Source organism: Frankia gtarii, assembly GCF_025403375.1.
Taxonomy (GTDB): Bacteria; Actinomycetota; Actinomycetes; order Frankiales; family Frankiaceae; genus Frankia; species Frankia gtarii.
The window spans coordinates 46,854-67,520 of sequence record NZ_JAMPTM010000008.1; the positions used below are offsets into that span (position 1 = coordinate 46,854).

Sequence of the window (20,667 nt, forward strand, 5' to 3'; positions counted from 1 at the left end):
AACGGTTCGGGAGCGGCCGGTCGGATTCACTCGGGCCGTTCTCCTCACGCGGTTCTCCTCCCGCGGTCAGAAGTTGCCGAGACCGCCGCAGACGTTCAGCGCCTGCGCGGTGATGGACGCCGCCGTGTCGGAGGCCAGATAACCGACCAGCCCGGCGACTTCCTCGGGGGTCGAGTAGCGACCGAGCGGTATTTTGGTCGTGAAACGCGTCAGAATCTCATCCTCGGTGACGCTGTAGGCGTTCGCGTATCCCTCGCGGACCCGTTGCGCCATCGGCGTCTCGACGTAGCCCGGGCAGACGGCGTTCACGGTGATGCCGGCCGGCGCCAGTTCGTTTCCGAGTGCCTTGGTGAAACCCACGACGCCGTGCTTCGAGGCGGAGTACGGGGCGCCGAGCACGACCCCCTGCTTGCCGGCGGTGGAGGCGATGTTGATGATGCGGCCGCGATCGGAGTCACCCATGCCGCCAGTGGTCAGCACCTCGCGGGTCACGCGGAACACGCTGGTCAGGTTCGTGTTGAGGACGTCCAGCCACAGCTCGTCCGAGATCTGCGCGGTGACCCCGCCGCCGCTGCGGCCCGCGTTGTTGACGAGGACGCCGATGGGGCCGTATCGGGCGACAGCCGCCCGCACGACGGCCTGGACGTCGGCGGCGACGGTCACGTCCGCGGCGACGCCGTCGACGTCGAGCCCCTCGTTGCGCAGCTCCTTCACCACCCGTGCGACAGAGTCCTCGGTGCGGGCGCAGATGAAGACCCGATGTCCGTTCCCGGCCAGCAGCCGGGTCGTCGCGAGCCCTATCCCGCTGGTCGCACCGGTGACGAGGGCTACCTTTGCCTGCTGTTCGGCCATGCTCCGCTTCGCTTTCGATAGTGGATGGTCAGGAAAGGAGCGTGTCAGGAGGCCCGCTCGATGCCGGCCCCGCCGACCGCGGGGAACTTCTCGTTGACGAGGCCGAGGAACACGCGGGGCGTATGGGCGTCGGTGAGCGCGTCGTCGTCGAGGACGATTCCGTAGTCCCGCGCGATACGGCCGCTCGTCTCCAGAATCGCTAGCGAGTCGTAGCCGAGGTCGGCAAAGTCCAGGTCGAGGATGTCTCCGTCGAGGTCGACGCTCTCGTCCTCGCCGGCCACCTCCCGCATCAGCCGGGTGAGATCCGAGACCGTGAACGAGTCGCTCATGGGGACCCTTTCTGTCGGTATCCGTCGGTACAAGGAAAGCGGGCGGTCAGGTGGGGACGGACCGCAGCACCATCACCGAGTTGAAGCCGCCGTAGCCGCGCGCGACCACCAGCGCCACCCTGACCCGGGCCGGGCGCGCCACGGCGACGAGGTCAAGGTCGTATCCGTTCGCCGCCGCCGGGCCGACCGTCGGCGGGATGATGCCGTCCCGGATGCTCAGCAGGGCGGCGGCGAGATCGAGCGGAGCCCCGCCGGAGTAGAGCCGCCCGGTCGCCGTCTTCGGGGCGGTCACCGCCACCCCCCGCGACCCGAAGACGCTGGTGATCGCCTCGGCCTCCACCCGGTCCAGCTCCACCACCCCGGCCGCGTCCGCGAACACGACGTCGACCTCCTCCGCCGCCACCTCGGCGTCCTCGAGCGCCAGCTCGATCGCCTTGCGCAGGCCGGGGGGGCGGCCGCTGCCGGGACGGGGATCGAAGGTGGACCCGTACCCGGCGACCTCCCCGTAGACCCGGGTGGCGCCGCGGCGGGCGGCGTGCTCGGCGTCCTCCACGATCAGGATCGCCCCGCCCTCGCCGGGAACGTGCCCGTTGGCATCGAGGTCGAAGGGCAGGTAGGCCCGATCCGGATCGTCCCGGACGCTCAGGCGCTCGCTGGCCATCTGGGCGACCCAGCCCCACGGGCAGATCGACGCGTCGACGGCGCCGGAGACGATCAGCGGGATGCCCTTGACGATCTGGCGCCGGGCCGCGGCGACCGCCTCCAGCCCGCCGGCCTGGTCGCTGACCACCACCCCGCTGGGGCCGCGCATGCCGTGGCGGATGGAGATCTGGCCGCTGTTGACCGCGTAGAACCAGGCGAAGGACTGGTAGGCGCTGACGTGGCGGCTGCCCTTGCTCCACAGCGCGCGCAGCTCGTTCTGGCCGAACTCGAACCCGCCGGAGGAACTGGCGGTGATCACCCCCATGTCGTACTCGGGGAGATCACCCGGCTGCACGCCGGCATCGGCCAACGCCCAGTCGGTGCTCACCAGGGCGAGCTGGGTCATCCGATCCGTCTGCGGCAGCAACCGGCTGGACAGATGGTCGCCGGCGACGAAGTCGCCGATCTCACCGGCCAGCCGAGCCGGGTAGCCCGCCGGATCGAAGCGGGTGATCCGGCCGATCGCCCGACGGCCCGCGAGGGTCGCCCGCCAGTACGCGGGATGGCCGAGCCCGGTCGGGGCGGCCACCCCGAGGCCGGTGATGACCGCGCGTGACCCGGCCGACGCCACCGGCCGGGCTGTCGTCACCGCGGTCACCGGTCGCCCCGGTCCGCACGGGTCAGCACGGCGGCGCTCTGGAAGCCGCCGAACCCGCTGCCGACCGACAGCACCGTGTCCGTCCGCCAGTCGCGGGCGGTCAGCGGGACGTAGTCGAGATCGCACTCGGGGTCCGGGGTGTGCAGGTTCGCCGTCGGCGGCACGACGTTGTGCGCGATGGCCAGGGCGGACGCGGCGAGCTCGATCGCGCCGATCGCACCCAGGGAATGCCCGATCATGGACTTGATGGAGCTGACCGGGACACGGTAGGCGTGCTCGCCGAGGCTGCGCTTGAACGCCGCCGTCTCGTGGCGGTCGTTCTGCTTCGTACCCGAGCCGTGCGCGTTGATGTAGTCGACGTCGGTCCGGTCGAGCCGGGCCGCCGTCAGGGCCACCGCAATCGCCTCGGCCATCTCCCGGCCATCGGGGCGCAGCCCGGTCATGTGGAAGGCGTTGGAGCGCGTGGCGTAGCCCGCGACCTCGGCGTACAGCTTCGCGCCCCGCCGCCGCGCCGCCTCGTACTCCTCCAGGACGAACACGGCCGCCCCCTCGCCGAGGACGAAACCGTTGCGGGTGGCGTCGAACGGGCGCGAGGCGCGTTCGGCGTCGTCGTTACGGGGCGTCGTCGCCTTGATCGCGTCGAAGCAGGCCACCGTGATCGGCGAGATGGGGGCGTCGGTGGCACCGGCGATCATCACGTCGGCCCGGCCCTCCCGGATCACCTCGGTCGCGTAGCCGACGGCGTCCAGGCCGGACGTGCACCCGGTCGACACCACCGTGGTCGGTCCCTCGGCGCCCACCACCCAGGCGACCTCGGCCGCGAACGAGCTGGGGACCAGGTAGTCGTAGAGGTGCGCGACCGCGTAGGTGTGGTCCACCAGCTCGAGTCGGCCGCTGTCGCTCACGATGCGGTATTCCTGGTCGAGACTCATCGTCGCGCCGACGGCGCTGCCGATCGTCACCCCGGTCCGGTAGGGGTCGTGGGTGCCGAATTCCAGGCCGCTGTCGGCGACCGCCTCGCGGGCGGTGACGACCGCGAACTGGGCCGCCCGGTCCATCCGGCGGATCTCCTGGGGGCTCAGGCCATGCGCCTCGGCGTCGAACGCCACCTCGGCCGCGACCTGCGAGCGAAACGGCGACGGGTCGAAGAAGGAGATGCGGCGGGTGGAGGTGCGGCCGTCGGTCAACAGCGTCCAGAAGTTCTTGGCCCCCACCCCGCCGGGCGCCGTCACCCCGATACCGGTGATGACGACACGACGCTCGCCGGCGCTCATCGCGCACTCCAGTGGTAGAAGCGGGTGGCCATCGCGTCGGCCGGGGAACGCCAGGTCGCCGGGTCGTAGGCCTCGATGTACGGCTTCAGATCATCGCTGATCTTGATGAAGCGGGGATCCTGCCGGCTATGACCGATCCGCTCTCCGCCGTCACCGCCGTCGAAGTCCTGCAGGTGGAAGTACAGGCCCCGATAGGAGAACAGCTCGCGGCGCCGCGTGCCCATCAGGTTCGGCATCTCCGTCTCGTCGAATGCCTGGAAGATCCGACCGACGTCGGCCGCGGCGTCAGGTTCCATCCGGGCGACGATCAAGGTGCTGTACATCGGTGCCAGTCCCTCTCTTGTCGGTGTCACCGTGTGTTACCGGGCCGGCCCGAACCAGCGGTCCAGGCTGGTGGGCAGGTCGTGGTGACTGCCGGGCGCGAGCCAGGCGATGTGTCCATCCGGCCGGATCAGCAGCGCCGCCGTACCGGCCAACGGCCCGGCCGGCACGGCGCCGGGACCGGCGGGCGGCGTTCCCGGCGGCCGCGCGGTGACGACGTCGACCCGGTCGGTCCAGCCGACCGCACGGCGGCGTAGCACCGCGTTGTCCTCGAGGTCGAGCAGCAGACCCCGGCCGGAGCGCAGCAGCTCGGCGACGCTGGTCGGACGATCGTGGCGACCGGAGCCGGCCAGCTCCAGGTGCGGCACCCGAGCGCCCAGCAACGGGTGACCCGAACCGACGTCGTAGCGGATGTCGAGGCCGTTGACCCTGGCGGCGAGATCCCGGCCGACGTCGGCCCTGGCAATCAGCTCGGCCAGTACGTCGCGCACGGGCGCCACCTCGGCCCCGCCGAGGATGAGCAGGCTCTGGGCCCTGGTGTTGGCCAGCATCCGGCGGCCAACCTCGTGCCGTTCGGTGTGGTAGGTGTCGAGCAGCCCCTCGTGGGCGGTGCCACGCAGGACGGCGGCGAGCTTCCAGCCGAGGTTCACCGCGTCCTGGATGCCGGTGTTCATGCCCTGGCCGCCGGCCGGCAGATGGATGTGGGCCGAGTCCCCGGCCAGCAGCACCCGGCCCCGGCGGTACTCGCTGGCCTGGCGCGTGGCGTCGGTGAACGCGCTGACCCACACCGGCTCGGCAGTGGAGACGTCCGTGCCGGTCAGCCGCTTCCAGGCGTCGGCAACCTCGTCGAACGTCGGCGGACCGCTGCGCTGCCCGGGCGGCGCGTCCCGCTCGCCGACAATGATCCGATAGACGCCGTCACCCAGCGGCGCGGCCATGACCATCCCGTTGGCGAGCAGCTCGCCGGTCATCCTCGGCTCGATCTCCACCCCGCGCAGATCGGCCAGCAGCAGTTCGGTGGTCGCGTCGGTCCCGGGGAAGTCGAACTCGCCCTGGGCCCGGACCGTGCTCCGGCCGCCGTCACAGCCGACCAGGTAGCGGGCCCGCAGCACCTGCTCGGACCGGCCGGAAGCGTCGCCCCCACGCACCCGGGCCTCGACGACGTCGCCGTGGTCGGTCAGCGACAGCAGCTCCTGGCCGCGTCGAATGTCCGCGCCCAGCTCCCGGGCCCACCGCTCGAGCACTGCCTCGGTGACCGACTGCGGCACGGTCTTGGCCGCGCCGTGCGCGGTCTGGAGCACCCCCAGATCGAGGGGGATGCCGCCGAAGTGGCCCTGGGTACTGGTCGTGATCGGGCCGAACCGCGACAACAGACCGCGCTGGTCGAGGACCTCCATCGTGCGGATATTGAGACCGATGCCGCGCGACTCGCCGCTGGGCTGGGCCAGGCGTTCCAGGACGATGACGTCCGTGCCGGCCAGGCGCAGCTCGCCGGCGAGTGTGAGGCCGGTCGGGCCCGCGCCCACGATAATTACCTGTGCGTCGACGGCCTGGGCGTCGACGGCGAGTTGACTGTTCTGCTGATGAGTACTCATGACCGCTCGGTGGACTCCTTGGACGCGGGCACGCGCAATCGCGGCGCTGCCTGGTGCGGCAAAGCGGACCTTCCCGCTCCTCCGTCTGGCGCGGGCCGTCGGCGTTCAGCGGCCGGACTGACCCGGGCCGGTGAGCGTGGCGTAGTGCCGGTAGAGCGCTCCGGCGTCTCCGCCGAACCGTTCCAGAATGGGTTCCCACACCGCCGCGATATGCGCCGACGCCGCCTCGTCGGACAACCATTCCGAGAGGACGAGCACGCGGGTGCCGTCGATGCTGACGTGGAAGTTGGCAGCTATGGCGCCCGGGTAGGCCCGTTCGTCGCCCTCGCTTTCCTCCTCGGCGGACAGCAGGCCGTCGACCCACCGCGTCGCCGTCTCATGGTCGGGCATGGTGAAGAACGCGACGGGAAAGCTCTCCGGCAGCGGGTCCTCGGCCGTGACCGCGCTGCCCCGGACGGTTCGGTAGACCCGGAACGGCGTGGGCCCGGTGGTCTCGACCCCGCCGGCCCCGGCGGCGTCGGCCTCGGTCACGCCGTCGGCGCCGGCAGTGCGACCAGGCAGTACCCGCGAAACGCTCGCCGAGGAGATACCGGACCAGGAAACACCGGTGGTGTCCCGGAGCGACTCCACCAGTGCATTCTCGGCCGCCCACTGCGCATACGTCAGGACGGAGGTTCCGTCGCCGCTGACGAAGCAGCTCAACGAGAGCAGCTCCCGCGGCCATTCCCCGCTGTCCCACCGCGCGACGACGGTCTCGGCGGCATCCTCTGCATTCTGATTCGGCAGCGACACGGTGGTGACCACGACCGCGTCCACATCGAGGCGGCCGAAGGTTGGTCGGGCGTCAGATACTACGGGCATCGTCACTCACTCCTGGTGTCATCGGTGCCCCGGCCTGCCGCCTCATCTTCATCGGGATTTTCCGCATAGCCAATAGCAATTATTTAATAGGTCCGCAAAGAAATGACAGATCTTCGCGGCTTCCCCACGGCTGTGTCCACGCACTGTCAAGGCATCGACAAAAGACCTGGTGATGAACCTGCCGGCCGGATGCCGACCGATCGGTCGGATGGTGACCGGGCCGCTAGGCGGCGACCGGCGGGTCGCGGCACCGGCCGGCCGCCCCTCGTCCCGCGAATGCGGTGACCGGCGGGTCCGCGGCTCGGCGCCGCGGGGCGCGCGAAGGGAACCCGACCGTTTAAGCATCGAAGCCCCCGCCGCCCGACGGCGGACGGCGGACGGCAGACGGCGGCCCGATCCTGATACCCACCGACCGCCAGGCGGGTACTTCGTGACCCGAACTTGCCTGGAAGATCACATAGAACGGCGAGCACACCCCTGGGCGAGAACGACTCGGAGAGGTGGCAAGGAGATCGAGTCGGAGAAGTCGCGGCTATAGTCCGGGCGTGACAGTGGGCGTCCGGCGGGAGCGTTGTGAGGGAAGCAAGAGAGCGGGCCTGAGCAGCAGCTTCACCCGCTTCCGGGCCTGACCCGAGGACCACCTCGCATGGTCCTTCCGGTCGATATGGCCGGAGATTTTGCTACCCACTCGTTTCCTGTCGCACAGAATCGACACAGATTGCTTGACATCGGCCGTTCCGCCCGGTGAGAATTCACCCGAGTCGGTGAAGGAGGAACTCGATGACCGCCGTCCTCGTAGATGCGGAGCATGTCGTCATCAGTGCTAAAAGGTTGCGGGAGAAGCAGCCGGGGACCGGCACCGCACGATCCCCGGAGTCGTTCTCGGCATGGCGCTCGGGCCCGTCGCGCCGGGTCGGCGCCGGTCTCGTGGCGGGCGCGAGGCGATGACCTCGCTGGATGAGGCCACGGTTGTCGACATCCACGCGCACTGGCAACCGGTCGGCTGGCAGGGCGGGGTCAGCGCGAGCACGCTGGGTCTCGGCGAGCCCGATCCCCGCGAGGACCTCGCCGGCCTCGCGGCCGAGAGCGAGGGCGCCGGGGTCGATCTGCGCGCGCTCAGTGCACCGGCAGAATCGTTGTTCGGTCCCAGCGGGGACATCGACCCGGCGCGGGTGAACGCGGTGAACGAGGACCTCGCCGGGCAGCTGCGCTTGCATGATCGGTTCCTCGGGCTGGCCACCGTCGACGCCTATGCCGGCGAGGGCGGCGCCGAACAGGCGCGGTACGCGATCGAGGAGCTGGGGCTGCACGGCCTGGTGCTGGACTCCTCCCGCCACTCGAAGTTCCTCGGCTCGCCCGAGGCGTTCCCGACCCTGGAGCTCGCCGCGCGGCTGGGTGTGCCCGTGTTCGTGCACCCCGTGCAGCCCCCGCAGGCCGAGGTGCTGCGGGAGGTCGCGGGTCGTCCCGGCAGCTCGGCCGGACGCGGTCTGCAGAACGCGGTGGCCTTCCTCTCGGCGCTGCACGCGGATCTGCCCACCCGGTTGCCGCACCTGCAGCTGGTCTTCACCGCGCTCGGGCACGGCGGGTTGCTGTATGCCGCCGACGAACTCGCCGAGCACCGTAGCCGGCTCGGTGACGGCAGCGCCGGGGCGAACATCTACTTCGACACGATGCAGTTCAGCGCCCCGCTGCTGCGCTACCTCGGCGAGGTGCTCGGCGCCGAGCGAATCATCATCGGAAGCGACTGGCCGATCCACCGCGACGCGGCGCAGCCGCACATCGACAACACGTTGGCTGCGGCCGGCTTCGACGCGCCTGCGCGGGAGCTGATCCGGATCGGCAACGTCCGGCGATTGTTCCAGCTCCGCGGCGCCTCGCTCGGCGTGACCACGTAACCCGCGGACCTGTGGGCCGCCCGAGCGCCGGTCGGGCGGCGCACGGCCGGTCCACAGTCGTCGGCCGGTCAGGAGCGGGCCGTCAGACGTCCCCGAGCCGGAATCCGACCCCGCGCACCGTAATGATCCACTCGGCGCTGCCGAGTTTGCTGCGCAGGCTGCTGACGTGGGTGTCCAGGGTCCGCCGGGACCAGGTGTCCCCCCACACCTGGACCATGATCTGCTTACGCATGATCACACTTCCCGCCTGGGAGGCGAGCAGATGCAGCAGCTGGAACTCCTTACGGGTCAGCTCGACGAGGCGACCGCCCACCGTGACCTGCCTCGACGCCGCATCGATCCGGAGCATGCCGTGGACGATGGCGGCGGCGGCCGTCGGCTGTGGGCGCGTCCGCCGCATGACGGCCTCCATCCGGGCCATGAGCTCCCGAAAGCCGTACGGCTTGACAAGATAGTCGTCCACACCGGCCTGCAGGGCCAGTACCGTATCCAGCTCACTGCCCCGTCCGGTGACAGCGATCATCGGTGTGTCGTCGGCGACCCGGATGCTTCGGCAGACCTCCAGCCCGTCCAGATCCGGCAGATCGAGGTCGATCAGGACCAGGTCGGCGTCGTCGTAGGCCTGCAGGGCTTCGCCTCCGCTGTCGACCCTGATGACCTTGTGCCCATGCCGTTCCAAACCACGCACCAGTTTCTCGGCGTCATCGGCATGGTTCTCCACCACCAGGACACGCCAGCCATTGGGCTTCACCGGGACGAGGCGCAGACCCGCCGTGCGCAGCCGCATCTCAGACAAATTCGTCATCGTAAGAGATCCTTTGGAGTAGCGAGTTCGACGATCGCCCGGCCCGACAGGCCGGGAGATGACGGCGTTGACCGAAAGCTCACCCCCGACTACCCGTGAGTCCGCACCGTTCGCCTGCCGTCCGCACGGAGAGGCGTTGGACGAGATCGGTGCCGGGTTGGGTGATATGCGGCCGGCGCCCTGCCGGGCACCTGGCCAGGCAAGATTTCACTAATCGTTATCGGCTTCGAGCTGTCAGGCTGTCGGGCGGCCACTGGCCGGACCCGGTGTCGATCACTACAGGTCGCCCTCGGCGTTGACCGTCACCGTTCGGACCTACATCGTCGGACAGAGTCGATTTCCGAACCGGAACCTGCGCGGCCATGCCGGCTCCGTCGCGGATCTGGTGGCATCCGCACCACGATCAGCCACAAATCGATACATGGTTTGCACTGTGAACTATTATTTGCAGATTCTGCTCAACATGGATAGAAGCATTGCTGCAGGCGACTGTGTAGGCCCATTCCATACCTGTGAGACAAGTCACCTCGCCGCAAGAACCGGCGAAGCACTCGCACCCCTCGTCCCGAGGCTCGTCGCATACCGCAGGGCGGTCACAACTGCCGTAGGTGAGAGCGGGTGGGTGGGATCGCAGCTACCGCTGGTAGCGGTCGCGCACCTCTCCATCCGGGTAGCCCACTCCCGTAACCGACTTCCACGGAAAGTCAGCCGACTTCTTCGCCGACGATACTTGCGCGGCCAACTAAAAAACTAGGCGCCGATGACCAGGACGAGGGGCAAACTGACGCTTTTCCGGCAGCCGCTCGACCGCTGCCATCAACTTCTATAGGGCCTACCGCGGCGCGAGGGGCGACATAGCCGAGAAGCAAATGAGGGCATCGCGAGCCGCGACCTCTGGTGATATATTCCGACATCGCCCTCGGCCGGTTCTATGGCCGAGCATTTCCGGACACTGCAACCGCATCCCGGCCGCGGTGTTCGGCCGACCCGGCGCGCCTCGCGCACGCGGTCCGAAGCCCCCCGGCGAGGCGGAGGTCGCCCGTCGCCAACGCCGGCGGGCCCGGCCGATGCCCGGTTCGTCGGGCGCGCCGGGCGGCGCGTCCGGACATCGGGTTCGGCCGGGCCGGTGGCATCAGGATCGCTGCGGTCCGCCTCGACGGCCAGCGTGCTGCGAGGAGCTCGAACGAGCACTCCGACGGCCGGCGCGCCTGGAGATCGCAGCTTCCCTCACGCGGTGCCAGCCGAGATCGGGAACGGCCTCGAGCCGCCGAGGGCGGACGCGCCGATGATGATGGTGGCGGCCTCCTCGACGGTGATCAGGAAATCGGCGGTCGGAATCGGGCGCACGCCCCACACCAGCACGCCGTGATTGGCGAGCAGGATCGCCTTCGTGTCCGGATGCTCGGCGAGCTTCGCGGCGACCTCGTCGGAGACCTTGCTGCCCTTGGTCCGGTCCCCGTACTTGGTGACCGGGATGTCCCCACGCTGCCCCAGGAACACCAACGGCTCGTAATGCAGCGGCAGCGGCTTGTTCGCCACCGCGAAGCTCGTGGCCGCCGGCGAGTGCGCGTGCAGCACCGTGTCGACCTCGGGATGGGCGCGGTAGACCTCGAGGTGGAACCCCAGAGCATGGACCACGTCCGGGCCGAGGGCTCCCCGGATGATCCGCCCTTCGAAATCGACGACTCCGAACTCGTCGACGCCGATATCGGCCTTGAGCCCGTATGACGACACCAGAATTCCGTCGCCGCTGGGCAGCCGGACGCTGCCGTTCGAATTCACGCTGAAGGGCAGCACCTGCGCCCGGTGCAGCTTCTGTACGGCCAGGATGAAATCGGCTCGAATCGCCTCATCGGCCGCGGCGAGGTCAAGCGGCCCGAGCGGCTCGGCGGGCCTGTTCAACTCGGTGGGCTTGGACTCTGTGCTGGTCGCCATCGGTGACCCTTCGTCTGGTTGGTCCTGTCAGGAAATACGGGTGACGCGGGCGATGAACCACCCGCCCGCGCCTGGTGGCCGGCGGGGTCGGGCGCGAGGACGGCAGTCGAGTGTCGCGACGTTCCGTGCTCATGCGGTGATGTCCTTTCCGCTCCGCGGGCAGGGAGCTCCTCCCGGCTACTTGAGGTTCCCGAGGCCGGCGGGAACGCCGCCACTACCCGCCCGCGAGATAAGCAGCGCAGCGAGCAGCGCGCAGCCGTTGAACACGTTCGGCACCCAGGCCGGCGCGCCCACCATCGTCAGTCCCGTGAGGCCGACGCGGAGCATCACGACGGCCAGCAGGGTCCCCCACACGTTGAGCTGGCCCCGCCGCGAGACCAGGGCGCCCAGGAATACGGCCGCGACCCCGTTGAGCAGGAAGTCCGTGCCGATCGACGGGTTGGCCGACTGGAGCTCGGCGGTCTGGACCACCCCGGCCAGCGCGGCCAGGGTCGCCCCGAGGACCAGCGAGATCGTGATGTACCGCGACGTGCGCACGCCGATCAACGCCGCCGCCTCGCGTCCCGTGCCGGTGGCTCGCAGGCGCCGGCCGAACGGTGTTCGCGAGATGAGGTAACCGAGCACGATCGCCAGGACGAGCGCGTAGAAGATCACGAGTGGGAGGTCGAGGACCCGTTTGCTCACCAGGTGGTTGAAGCTCGCCGGTATCCCCTCGTAGAGGGTCTTGCCGTCGCCGATGAGATAGGCCAGGCCACCGAGAGCGGTGATCATACCGAGCGTGGTGATGAATGAGTTCAGGCGCGCCACCACGATCAGGACGGCGTTGACCAGACCGATGGCGGCGCCGACGGCGAGCGCTCCGGCGACGGCGGCGACCGTGGGCCAGCCGTGGCCGAAGGCCCACGCCGTGAACATGGCGGCGACGCCCATCACGGCTCCCACGGAGATGTCGACCTCGCCCGCGGTGAAGGACACGGTCATGGCAAGCCCGATGATCGCCGAGACCGACGACGCGTACAGGATCGCGCTGAAGTTGTCCCAGGTCGCAAACTGTGCCGGCTTGAGGATCGAGAAGACGATCAGGAAGGAGACCAGCAGAACCAACGGCGACAGGCGGGTGAGCAGGTCGAACGCGCTCGCGGCGAACGGCACCGGCGACCTGCGTTCCTTCCGGCGGGCCACGTGCACCGCGCTCGCCGCGTCGACGTCGGCCACGTCGACTTCGGCCACGTCGCTCATGCCGAGCGTCCCTCGACGCCGGCGGTCGCGTGCGCGAGCCGGCTGCGCGTCAGTTCCCCGGGCCCGAACACCCGCCGTGTTCGGCCACGGTCGAGGATCAGGGCGCGATCGGCGAGATCGAGCAGTTCGTCGCCGTCCGACGTGCCGAGCACGATCGCCATCCCGTCCGCCTTCAGCCGCCGGATGATGCCCGCCACCTCTCGGCGCGCGCCGACGTCGACGCCCTGGGTGGGTTCGTCGAGGACGAGGACGCGGGGGCGCAGCCGCACCGCCCGCGCGATCGCCACCTTCTGCTGGTTGCCGCCGCTGAGCAGACGCACGGGAAACTCCAGTTCGCGCGGACGGATGTCGAACTGTTCGATGAGCGTCCGCGCCTCGGCCTTCTCGCGAGCCCGGTCGATCATCGTCCAGCGCGTGAGCGAGCGCAGGTCGCCGAGCGTCAGGTTCTCCCGCACGGTCAGCTCGCCCAGGACGCCCTCGCGACGGCGGTTCTGCGGCACGGTCACGATGCCGTCGGCGACGGCGGCATGCGGCGCCGCGTACGACCGGGGGCGACCGCCGACATCGAGCGTCCCGCGCCGCGGCCGCTGGGCGCCGCCCAGTATCCGGGTCAGCTCGCTGCGCCCCGAGCCCACGAGGCCGCCGATGCCCAGCACCTCGCCGGGGTAGATCTCGATGTCGACCCCCACCAGGCGCCGCCCATGCAGGCCGCGCCCGACGACGATGGGCCGGTGCAACCCGTCCACGGCCGTCGGCGTGCTCTCGTACTCGGTCAGATCCTTGCCGATCATCATCTCGACCAGATCCGCGGCGGCGAGACCGGCGACGGGCCGCTGCCGGACGAGGCGCCCGTCACGCAGGACGGCGACTCGGTCGGCGATCCGCAGGACCTCCTCGAGGCGGTGGGAGACGAGGATCACCGCTGCCCCGGCGTCCCGGGCGCGACGGATGGCGCCGAAGACGCGGTCGACCTCGTCGTCGGGCAGCGCGGCGGTCGGCTCGTCCAGCACGAGGATGCGCGAGGCGTCACCGTCCGCGTCCTCGAAGGCCCGAGCGATCGCGACCATGGTCTGGTCCGACAGCGACAGGTCGGAGACGTAGTCGTCCGGGGAGGCGCGGACCTCGAAGCGCTCCAGCAGCAGCGCCGCACGGCGACGCTCCTGACCTGAGCGCAACGGTGTGAGAGCCCTCGACAGGTACCCGGAGTACAGGCCGATGTTGTCCGCGACGGTCGCCTCCCCCATCAGCCCGAGGTCCTGGTGCAGGAAGCGCAGGCCGAGCGCGTGGGCCCGGGCCGGAGACAGGGGCAGCGCCACCTCCGCCTCGCGGACCCGCAACGCGGCCCGGCCGGGGTCGGGTGCGAGCACGCCGGCGAGGATCTTGATCAGCGTCGACTTGCCCGATCCGTTCTCCCCCAGCAGCGCCGTCACAGAACCGCCGGGGAACGTGAGCGAGACGTCGTCGAGTGCCCGGGTCGCGCCGAAGCTCCTGGAGACCCCGCTGATCGACAGCATGGTTCCGGCCGCCACGTCAGCGGACCTTCCACAGTGACTTGTACCTGGCGCGGAAGTCGAGGTCCCCGGACCACGGCTCACTGCCGTCCTTCGGATGGTCCTTCGTGAACAGGCGCAGCGGGATGCCGTCGTCCGTGCTGGCCGGCACGCGGTTGAAGATCCTGTTGAAGTCGTCGAACGCCGCCCACGTCGCCCACGCCTGCGCCCAGACGACGTCGGCCACCTGACCGTTGCCCGCACGCACCCAGCCGAGGTTCTGGGGATCGCCGTCGTGCGCGAGCACGTGCACCCTGTCGATCACCCCCGCCTGGCGCAGTGCCGGGACGACCGAGCTGGCGGTGCCGTCGTAGCCCACGTAGAACGCGTTGAGCTTCTGGTTGGCCTGCGCGAACGCGACCGCCGCCTGCCCGACCGCCGAGGGATCGGTGAGCGTGTTGATGTCGATGGGCTTGGTCCCGACGATCGAGCCTCCCCCGTTGTCGTCCAGGAAGCTCTTGATGCCCGCGATGAACGTGTCCCCCGACAGGTTGGCGCCCGGCGCGACGGCCAGCACACCGAGCTTCGCGTCGGCCTTGCGGTCCAGCACCGCCGCCGCCGCGGTCACCCTGCCCTGCAGCGAGTGGTCGATGTCCACGACATGCGTCCACGCGTCGACGTTGGCCTTGTTCGGGACCACACCGACCACGACGGTCGGGATCTTCGACTTCACCAGCGCGGCGGCCACCGACGGGTAGACCGTCGCGTCGAGAAACCCGAAGAGAATCCCGTCCGGCTTCTGCGCGATCGCGCGGTCGAACGCATCGGGGGCGTCGGTGGGCTTCGTGGCGGCGATCTCGGTCACGCGCCAGCCGAGCGCGCGCCCGGCCTCCTGCGCCGCCGCTCCGAGGGCCCGCAGCGTCGGCTGGCCGGGCACCGTGTTGACGAACACGATGTGCTTGTCCGCCGCGACCGGCGGAGAGGTCCGCGGGCCACGCCACCCGGGCGCCTTGGTGTAGGGCTCGACGAACCGTTGCGCTGCTGCCAGCGCCGCCGGTTGGGAGGCGCCGCTGCCGGTCTGCGCTCGCGCCGTGGTGGCGGCGCCGCTGCCCGAGCCGCCGCCGCCCGAGCCGCCGCCGCCCGAGGTGCTGTCGCTCGAGGTGCTGTCGCTGCCGCATCCCGTGGCGGCGACCGTCGCCGCCACGGCGATGAGCGCGGCGAGCCCCTTCGTGGTGGCCCGCGCTCGCAGCGTCTGCATCATGCTGAGATCACCTCTCGGCGGTGGTGGAGTCCTGCGTGGGGTCGACGGAGTGGTCACCGAGCCCCCGATGGGCACGCACGGCCAGGGTCCGCCGGACCATCTCGGCGAGGGCCGTGTTGTTCCTTTCCGCATGCGGGCATACGAAAATCCTCTTCGATATTTGCGGCATCGAGGCGGACGGGAGCTTTGCCGGCTGCCAGCCGGCCGGAATTGCTGCGGATCGTGGCCACCTCGGAGCATTGGCCGAGGTGCCGTTGTCGGCGCCGCGACGGGCGGTCCGCAGAGCTGCAGACGCGCCTCGCCCCCTACCTTGGGAAAGGTAGCAAACTCTTTTTTTCAGGAACTTGGCGGCGGGCGGAACTCCGCACCAGCGCCTACCGATGCCACTGCGCTGCCGGAATACCTACCGACACAGGGCGCTGGCCGACCGGCGGAGGTCGACATGACGGCGCGCGACGAGAAACTTGTTTCCAGACACGGTACGCAAGTGTAGGGTCGCATCGCTGGTCAGGCAAGCATCTCCGCACATAGCACGGAATAGGCTTCGGTCAACCTCACGCCCACGTGAATAGCCAGGTGGCTACCAGGCAGCTGGTGACCGGCGACTTTGCAGCAAGATCGTAACATTGTTTCAGCAACAGCCGAATTGACTACTTAACGTCACCAACTATTCGGGCTGCGCTTTTGCACCCAGCCTTCGGCGCGGACGGTTGTGGCTTAGCGATGAGCAGGTCAGGGGTGCGTCGGGCGACGAGCCGCAGTCGGCCCGACCCCCAAGTAATCGACTACGGAGCGTGATGGCACCACCCGGCGCCCCGCGGTCGACAGCCGAAGGCCAGTGCAGGTCAACGGGGCTCAGCGGGCGTCCATGACTGCGTGTGGCGCCGCTGACAGTCAGCGGGACGCTCGGGATCGGCTGACTAGAGTTGCGGGCGTAGTACGGCGGCCACACATACTCAGGAGCTCACACATGACCTCTACGGTGGAGAGCATCACTGCGCCGGGGGCTCCCGTCCTCGACGAGGCAGGACGTGCCCTGCTGTTCACGCAGGCGCGGACGGCCAACGCCTTCGCCGACACCCCGGTCGGCGACGAGCAGCTCGCCGCGATCTGGGAGCTCACCCGGTGGGCGCCGACCAGCGCCAATCTCCAGCCGCTACGGGCGACCTTCGTCCGCACTGCGCAGGGCCGGGAGCGGCTGCTGCCACTGATGAACGAGGGCAACCGGGCCAAGACCGCCTCGGCGCCCGCCACCGCCATCCTCGCGGTCGACTCGCGCTTCCACGAGTACGCCCCGACGCTGCTGCCGATCCGGCCACAGATGAAGGACGCGCTCGAGGCCAACGAGCCCATGCGGACCACCATGAGCAGCTTCAACGGACCGCTGCAGGCGGGATACTTCATCCTCGCCATCCGGGCCTGCGGCCTCGTCGCCGGGCCGATGGCCGGCTTCGACGCCGCGGGGATCGACGCCGAGTTCTACCCGGACGGCCGCTGGAAGTCCGTGCTCGTCGTCAACATCGGCCATCCCGGGGAGAACCCCTGGTTCGAGCGGCTCCCCCGACTCGACCCCGCCGACGTCGTCCGCTGGGCCTGAGCGCCGGCCCAGTCCCGGGCCCGCTGTCGCAGGAACCACCCCAGTTGCGGTGCTCGGCCCCGCCGGGGCGGGCTCGCGATACGGGGCTCAAGGTGTGGCGCGCCAGCGCGGGTCGCGGCCGAGCAGCGCGGCGAGGTTGGCGACCGGGTCGAGAGCCGGATCCTCTGGCAGCGGCGGCTTGTACACGCCACCTGGACCGTTGAGCCCGCTACCCGGCCCGGTCATCGTCCGCGCGATCGGCAACGCGGCCCGGGTGAGCACACTCGGCGCCGCGTACGGGCGTTCCAGCGCCCGGGCGAGGTCCCAGCGGTGTACCAGCATGTCGACAAAATGCACCGCGATGACCTGGTGCGTGGGGACCTCGCCGCCGACTTTCGGGACGATGATCTGTGGGCCGGCCTGCTCGAGCGTCGCGATCCAGCGGGCTGCGACCAGCGCGAAGTCGTCGCGCGGGTCCTGATCGCCGGCCGCGTCGGCCGTGAGCGCACCGCGCGCCAGCGCTGACACCCGTTCGTGCTCGGAGTTCATGTGGCGCACCAGGTCCAGCACCGTCCAACCTGCACACGGCGTCGGGCTGGCCAGCGCGGCGTCCGGGATCGTCACGACCTCGCGGCCGAGGAGAACCAGCGCGGCGGCGTCGAGCCGCAACAGATCTGGCATCGGATACCTCCGTGTCGTCAGCCTTGCCTGGGCCCTGACGGTTCCTACCGACGGTCATTTCCGCGGCCTCCGCCGGCGTGTCAGGGCAAGATCAGGGGCAACGCACGATCTGGCCTGCGTAAGACAGACCACCGCCGAAGCCGAAGAGCAGTACCGGAGCGCCCTTGGGAATCTCACCCCGCTCAACGAGCTTGGAGAAGGCCAGCGGAATGCTGGCCGCGGAAGTGTTGCCGGATTCCACCACGTCGCGAGCGATGACGGCGTTCACCGCACCGATCTTGCGAGCCAGCGGCTCGACGATCCGCAGATTGGCCTGGTGTAGCACCACACCACCCAGCTCTTCGGGGGTGATACCGGCTCGTTCACAGACCTGCCGAGCCACAGCGGGAAGTGTGGTGGTCGCCCAGCGGTAAACCGCCTGCCCCTCCTGGGAGAAAATGTTGTCTGGACTCTCGATGAGAACGGCATGTCCCATTTCGGGGGCAGATCCCCATACCACGGGACTGATCTCCGGCTGCTCGGAAGCAACGACCACGGCGGCGCCGGCGCCGTCACCAACCAGCACACAGGTCGTGCGGTCGGTCCAGTCAGTGAAGTCAGTCAGCTTATCCACGCCGATGACCAGGGCTTTGGTCGCGGAGCCCGCGCTGATGGCATGGTCGGCCGTGGCCAGGGCATGCGGGAAGCCGGAGCACACGGTGTTGACGTCCAGAGTGGCGGGAGAGGGGATCCCCAGCCGGTGAGCCACCCGGGCCGCGATGTTCGGGGACCGGTCGAGGGCCGTGCACGTGGCCACCACGACCAGGTCGATTCCGTCGGCCGCGAGTCCAGCGTTGGCCAGGGCCTTCGCGGCCGCCTGCGCGGCCATGTCCGCCACGGACTCGTCCGTACCCGCCACATGGCGGGTACGGATACCTACCCGGCTCCTGATCCATTCATCACTCGTGTCGACCAACGCCGCGAGGTCATCGTTTGTCAGTACTTTGGCCGGCTGATAGTGCCCCAAGGCCAGTACGCGAGATCCCATATCGGGCTGCATCCCCTTTACCTGGCGGAAGGCGCGATCGCCCTCCTGCTCGGGAGTGTTGCTCTGACCGTTGACCTGCTTACGCCCTGACGATCCTGGACTCCCACTCTAGTAGGGGCGCCCCGGCGGATGGGATGCCGGCGGAACGGGTTCGGTGAAACCGAAGAAGCGGGCACCACGCTTGTTCCGCTCGGTGCGCTCGCCGGGCTTTCTGACCAGCACACCCTTGGCGTCCAAGCCCGGTGAGACGTCGGCGACGATCCGCGTCGCAGCAGGCCGAACCGGGCCCGACGCCGGGAGCCGACAGCAACAATAAGAGGTTGTCCCAGGTGGGGAGTTTCTTCCAGCAGACGTTCGCTGCTCTCCACACCGCGTCGGGCGATACGTACCGCGATGCGGCGCCAGCGCAGGAAACGACGCAGGTACGGGTAGTCGTAGCCCTTGTCGGCGCGACAGCCTGCCGGGTCGGCGCCGCCGCGGTCCACCCCGGGACCGGATCGCGGGGATACTGGCGACCAGCGGGATGAGGGCGTGGCTGTCGTGCAGGTTCGCCCCAGAAACCGCCACGACCAGCGGCAGGCCTGCCTCGTCGGTCAGAACAGGAATTTTCGAGCCGACTTTACCGCGATCGACCGGGTTTGGACCGGTCCGAGTTCCCCCCTTTTCGCCCGGACCGGCCGAGCCTGGTCGGCGGTGTCCGCACGGCGGCTCCGAGATCACGTGCCCTTCGACTGCCCGGCGGCCGTGGGGTAGCCGGCCAAGGCCGCCTGCAGACCCACCGGCGGGGGCGTTGTCGCCGGGTCGTAGAACGGCGAGAACGCGCGCGCGAGCCGGCGCAGGTTCGCCCGGCCGAGTTTCCTCGTCGTGGCCGTCTCCCGCTCCACGGACCGTCGGCGCTCCTCGTCCGTCATCCCGCGCCGATCCACGTCCAGCAGATATGCCCGCAACGACGAGGTGCGCCGGTTCAGGTGCCGGGTGGCGGAGACGATGCCCTTGGCCCGGTATAACCACGCGATCAGCCGGGGCCGGCCGTACAGGCGGTGGTAGACGCGGTTCACGACCGTCCGATGTTCGTACTCCTCGGCCAGATGCCATTTCCACAGCTCGACCGCCGGGGACGGCGCGGCGCCGAGTTCGGTCTCCATAAGACCGTCGACCCACAGCTCGGCGCCGGTCGAACCGATGGTCTCGAAGCCCTCGCAGTAGGCGAGCAGCCAGCGCAGCGACCTGGTCCGCAGGAAGTGCTCGTAGTCCCGTTCGAAGACCGTCTCGTAGTCGACCATGTCCGGGTAGCCGCCGTCACGGACCATCGCGTTGAACGCCCGGTGCAGCCGGTAGTGCTGGCCCTCCTGCCGGTTGAACAGGTCGATGTCGCGCAGCAGCTCGGCGTCGGCCAGCGGATCCAGCTCCTCGGCCGCGCGGCGCATCACCTTGATGAGGAACGGCTCGATGTAGGCCGGGATCATGCCCTGCGAGTTGACGAGATGGACGGCCTCCAGGTTCGAACCCCAGCGAGGCGAGACATCGGTGAAGTCGAATTCCGGCGAACGGACACGCATACCTACACCAGACCCTTCCGAGCGCGGACGGTACGACGAACGACCCAGATCTCGACGGCCGCTCTGCCGACAATGATCCGACACGGGAAGGCCACGGGGACGGAACTCGGCGCGCGGATCGCTACTTTCCCGGTCCAGGACGGCACGCCGACGGACCTCGCCCTCACCACGTGGGCGGGCGAGATCGTGCCGGCGGTCCCTACTCCGACGGTCCCGCTAGCCGCGGACGCCGTACTCGGCATCGGTGACGTGCGCGCCCCACGACGTCTCCGGACCCTCTCCGGGCGCCTCCCAGATGGCGATGTGGGTCATGAAGTGGTCGGGCGCGGCGCCGTGCCAGTGTTCCTCGCCGGGCGGCGTGTAGATCACGTCGCCAGGGTGCATCACCACCAGCTCACCGTCCCGCGCCTGCACGTAGCCGATACCCTCAGTGACGTAGAGTGTCTGACCCACGGCATGGGAATGCCAGGCCGTCCGGGCGCAGGGCGCGAAGCGCACCGTGTTGACGCGGACCCGCGAGGGCTCCTCCCCCCTGGTGACGACGTCGAACCACACGTCCCCGGTGAACACCTCCGCCGGGCCCTTCGTCGTGGGCTGCTTGGCCAGAACCTGCATGTGCCACTCCTCAGACGTGGGGTGGTGAGACGTGGGGTGGTGAGACGTGGGG

19 protein-coding genes and 1 pseudogene are annotated in these 20,667 nt (G+C 69.6%); 2 read left to right on the forward strand and 18 right to left on the reverse strand.

Translation table 11 applies throughout. The features are described 5' to 3' along the window. Positions 1-66 precede the first annotated feature (66 nt). From fabG to NBZ83_RS02935, 7 genes are all read right to left on the reverse strand, one after another. Positions 67-852, reverse strand: a complete 786-nt coding sequence (gene fabG / locus NBZ83_RS02905; protein WP_261564684.1) for a 3-oxoacyl-ACP reductase FabG — start codon at positions 850-852, stop codon at positions 67-69. A 44-nt stretch (positions 853-896) separates the two neighbouring features. Further along, a complete protein-coding gene (locus tag NBZ83_RS02910) occupies positions 897-1,181 on the reverse strand; it encodes an acyl carrier protein (RefSeq protein ID WP_261564683.1) in 285 nt (94 codons plus the stop codon). 46 nt (positions 1,182-1,227) lie between these two features. Beyond that, positions 1,228-2,472 carry a beta-ketoacyl synthase N-terminal-like domain-containing protein gene (locus NBZ83_RS02915; protein ID WP_308203273.1) on the reverse strand — a complete coding sequence of 415 codons (1,245 nt, stop codon included), beginning with the start codon at positions 2,470-2,472 and terminating at the stop codon, positions 1,228-1,230. 5 nt (positions 2,473-2,477) lie between these two features. Further along, positions 2,478-3,755 carry a beta-ketoacyl-[acyl-carrier-protein] synthase family protein gene (locus NBZ83_RS02920; RefSeq protein WP_261564680.1) on the reverse strand — a complete coding sequence of 426 codons (1,278 nt, stop codon included), beginning with the start codon at positions 3,753-3,755 and terminating at the stop codon, positions 2,478-2,480. Then, positions 3,752-4,078, reverse strand: a complete 327-nt coding sequence (locus NBZ83_RS02925; RefSeq protein WP_261564679.1) for a TcmI family type II polyketide cyclase — start codon at positions 4,076-4,078, stop codon at positions 3,752-3,754. Before NBZ83_RS02925 ends, NBZ83_RS02920 begins: the two co-directional genes overlap by 4 nt. A gap of 36 nt (positions 4,079-4,114) precedes the next feature. Then, a complete protein-coding gene (locus NBZ83_RS02930) occupies positions 4,115-5,671 on the reverse strand; it encodes an FAD-dependent monooxygenase (RefSeq protein ID WP_261574267.1) in 1,557 nt (518 codons plus the stop codon). 105 nt (positions 5,672-5,776) lie between these two features. After that, positions 5,777-6,532 carry a hypothetical protein gene (locus NBZ83_RS02935; RefSeq protein ID WP_261564677.1) on the reverse strand — a complete coding sequence of 252 codons (756 nt, stop codon included), beginning with the start codon at positions 6,530-6,532 and terminating at the stop codon, positions 5,777-5,779. A 944-nt stretch (positions 6,533-7,476) separates the two neighbouring features. On the opposite strand from NBZ83_RS02935, the gene NBZ83_RS02940 reads away from it, so the two are divergent. After that, complete coding sequence (locus NBZ83_RS02940) at positions 7,477-8,427, forward strand: amidohydrolase family protein (protein ID WP_261564676.1); 951 nt, start codon at positions 7,477-7,479, stop codon at positions 8,425-8,427. Positions 8,428-8,509: 82 nt separating this feature from the next. Here the strand turns inward: NBZ83_RS02940 and NBZ83_RS02945 are convergent, their stop codons facing one another. From NBZ83_RS02945 to NBZ83_RS33610, 6 genes are all read right to left on the reverse strand, one after another. After that, positions 8,510-9,232, reverse strand: coding sequence for a response regulator transcription factor (locus tag NBZ83_RS02945; RefSeq protein WP_261564675.1), 723 nt, complete (start codon positions 9,230-9,232; stop codon positions 8,510-8,512). A gap of 1,227 nt (positions 9,233-10,459) precedes the next feature. Continuing rightward, on the reverse strand, positions 10,460-11,167 hold the full coding sequence (locus NBZ83_RS02950; RefSeq protein ID WP_261574268.1) for a class II aldolase/adducin family protein: 708 nt from the start codon (positions 11,165-11,167) through the stop codon (positions 10,460-10,462). Positions 11,168-11,344: 177 nt separating this feature from the next. Then, positions 11,345-12,406 carry an ABC transporter permease gene (locus NBZ83_RS02955; RefSeq protein WP_261564672.1) on the reverse strand — a complete coding sequence of 354 codons (1,062 nt, stop codon included), beginning with the start codon at positions 12,404-12,406 and terminating at the stop codon, positions 11,345-11,347. Continuing rightward, entirely contained in the window at positions 12,403-13,935 is a 1,533-nt protein-coding gene (locus NBZ83_RS02960; protein WP_261564671.1) for a sugar ABC transporter ATP-binding protein, read from the reverse strand. Before NBZ83_RS02960 ends, NBZ83_RS02955 begins: the two co-directional genes overlap by 4 nt. A gap of 1 nt (position 13,936) precedes the next feature. Continuing rightward, a complete protein-coding gene (locus NBZ83_RS02965) occupies positions 13,937-15,157 on the reverse strand; it encodes a sugar ABC transporter substrate-binding protein (RefSeq protein WP_261574269.1) in 1,221 nt (406 codons plus the stop codon). A gap of 403 nt (positions 15,158-15,560) precedes the next feature. Continuing rightward, positions 15,561-15,686 (reverse strand): putative leader peptide, encoded by a 126-nt coding sequence (locus tag NBZ83_RS33610; protein ID WP_368861784.1) that lies wholly within the window; start codon positions 15,684-15,686, stop codon positions 15,561-15,563. A 441-nt stretch (positions 15,687-16,127) separates the two neighbouring features. Between NBZ83_RS33610 and NBZ83_RS02970 the strand changes: the two genes are divergently transcribed. Next, on the forward strand, positions 16,128-16,754 hold the full coding sequence (locus NBZ83_RS02970; RefSeq protein ID WP_261564669.1) for a malonic semialdehyde reductase: 627 nt from the start codon (positions 16,128-16,130) through the stop codon (positions 16,752-16,754). An 87-nt stretch (positions 16,755-16,841) separates the two neighbouring features. On the opposite strand, the gene NBZ83_RS02975 is transcribed toward NBZ83_RS02970, so the two are convergent. The 5 genes and pseudogenes from NBZ83_RS02975 to NBZ83_RS02995 form a co-directional block, all read right to left on the reverse strand. Beyond that, a complete protein-coding gene (locus NBZ83_RS02975) occupies positions 16,842-17,414 on the reverse strand; it encodes a TIGR03086 family metal-binding protein (protein WP_261574270.1) in 573 nt (190 codons plus the stop codon). A gap of 91 nt (positions 17,415-17,505) precedes the next feature. Next, a complete protein-coding gene (locus NBZ83_RS02980; protein WP_261564744.1) occupies positions 17,506-18,441 on the reverse strand; it encodes a beta-ketoacyl-ACP synthase III in 936 nt (311 codons plus the stop codon). Between the two features lie 347 nt (positions 18,442-18,788). Further along, a pseudogene (locus tag NBZ83_RS02985) lies at positions 18,789-19,113 on the reverse strand (transposase); the annotation flags it as partial. A gap of 44 nt (positions 19,114-19,157) precedes the next feature. Further along, positions 19,158-20,000: a metal-dependent hydrolase gene (locus tag NBZ83_RS02990; protein ID WP_261564665.1), complete on the reverse strand. Its 843-nt coding sequence runs from the start codon at positions 19,998-20,000 to the stop codon at positions 19,158-19,160. Between the two features lie 216 nt (positions 20,001-20,216). Further along, positions 20,217-20,615: a (R)-mandelonitrile lyase gene (locus NBZ83_RS02995; protein WP_261564664.1), complete on the reverse strand. Its 399-nt coding sequence runs from the start codon at positions 20,613-20,615 to the stop codon at positions 20,217-20,219. Between the last annotated feature and the right edge of the window lie 52 nt (positions 20,616-20,667).

Excerpts from the sequence above, each read along its gene's own strand:
- NBZ83_RS02940 (WP_261564676.1), top strand. The coding sequence starts at position 7,477 with ATGACCTCGCTGGATGAGGCCACGGTTGTCGACATCCACGCGCACTGG.
- NBZ83_RS02920 (WP_261564680.1), bottom strand. The coding sequence starts at position 3,755 with ATGAGCGCCGGCGAGCGTCGTGTCGTCATCACCGGTATCGGGGTGACG.
- NBZ83_RS02980 (WP_261564744.1), bottom strand. The coding sequence starts at position 18,441 with ATGGGATCTCGCGTACTGGCCTTGGGGCACTATCAGCCGGCCAAAGTA.
- NBZ83_RS02945 (WP_261564675.1), bottom strand. The coding sequence starts at position 9,232 with ATGACGAATTTGTCTGAGATGCGGCTGCGCACGGCGGGTCTGCGCCTC.
- NBZ83_RS02970 (WP_261564669.1), top strand. The coding sequence starts at position 16,128 with ATGACCTCTACGGTGGAGAGCATCACTGCGCCGGGGGCTCCCGTCCTC.
- NBZ83_RS02930 (WP_261574267.1), bottom strand. The coding sequence starts at position 5,671 with ATGAGTACTCATCAGCAGAACAGTCAACTCGCCGTCGACGCCCAGGCC.
- NBZ83_RS02965 (WP_261574269.1), bottom strand. The coding sequence starts at position 15,157 with ATGATGCAGACGCTGCGAGCGCGGGCCACCACGAAGGGGCTCGCCGCG.
- NBZ83_RS02995 (WP_261564664.1), bottom strand. The coding sequence starts at position 20,615 with ATGCAGGTTCTGGCCAAGCAGCCCACGACGAAGGGCCCGGCGGAGGTG.
- NBZ83_RS33610 (WP_368861784.1), bottom strand. The coding sequence starts at position 15,686 with ATGTGCGGAGATGCTTGCCTGACCAGCGATGCGACCCTACACTTGCGT.
- NBZ83_RS02950 (WP_261574268.1), bottom strand. The coding sequence starts at position 11,167 with ATGGCGACCAGCACAGAGTCCAAGCCCACCGAGTTGAACAGGCCCGCC.
- NBZ83_RS02975 (WP_261574270.1), bottom strand. The coding sequence starts at position 17,414 with ATGCCAGATCTGTTGCGGCTCGACGCCGCCGCGCTGGTTCTCCTCGGC.
- NBZ83_RS02935 (WP_261564677.1), bottom strand. The coding sequence starts at position 6,532 with ATGCCCGTAGTATCTGACGCCCGACCAACCTTCGGCCGCCTCGATGTG.
- NBZ83_RS02955 (WP_261564672.1), bottom strand. The coding sequence starts at position 12,406 with ATGAGCGACGTGGCCGAAGTCGACGTGGCCGACGTCGACGCGGCGAGC.
- NBZ83_RS02925 (WP_261564679.1), bottom strand. The coding sequence starts at position 4,078 with ATGTACAGCACCTTGATCGTCGCCCGGATGGAACCTGACGCCGCGGCC.
- NBZ83_RS02990 (WP_261564665.1), bottom strand. The coding sequence starts at position 20,000 with ATGCGTGTCCGTTCGCCGGAATTCGACTTCACCGATGTCTCGCCTCGC.
- NBZ83_RS02910 (WP_261564683.1), bottom strand. The coding sequence starts at position 1,181 with ATGAGCGACTCGTTCACGGTCTCGGATCTCACCCGGCTGATGCGGGAG.
- fabG (WP_261564684.1), bottom strand. The coding sequence starts at position 852 with ATGGCCGAACAGCAGGCAAAGGTAGCCCTCGTCACCGGTGCGACCAGC.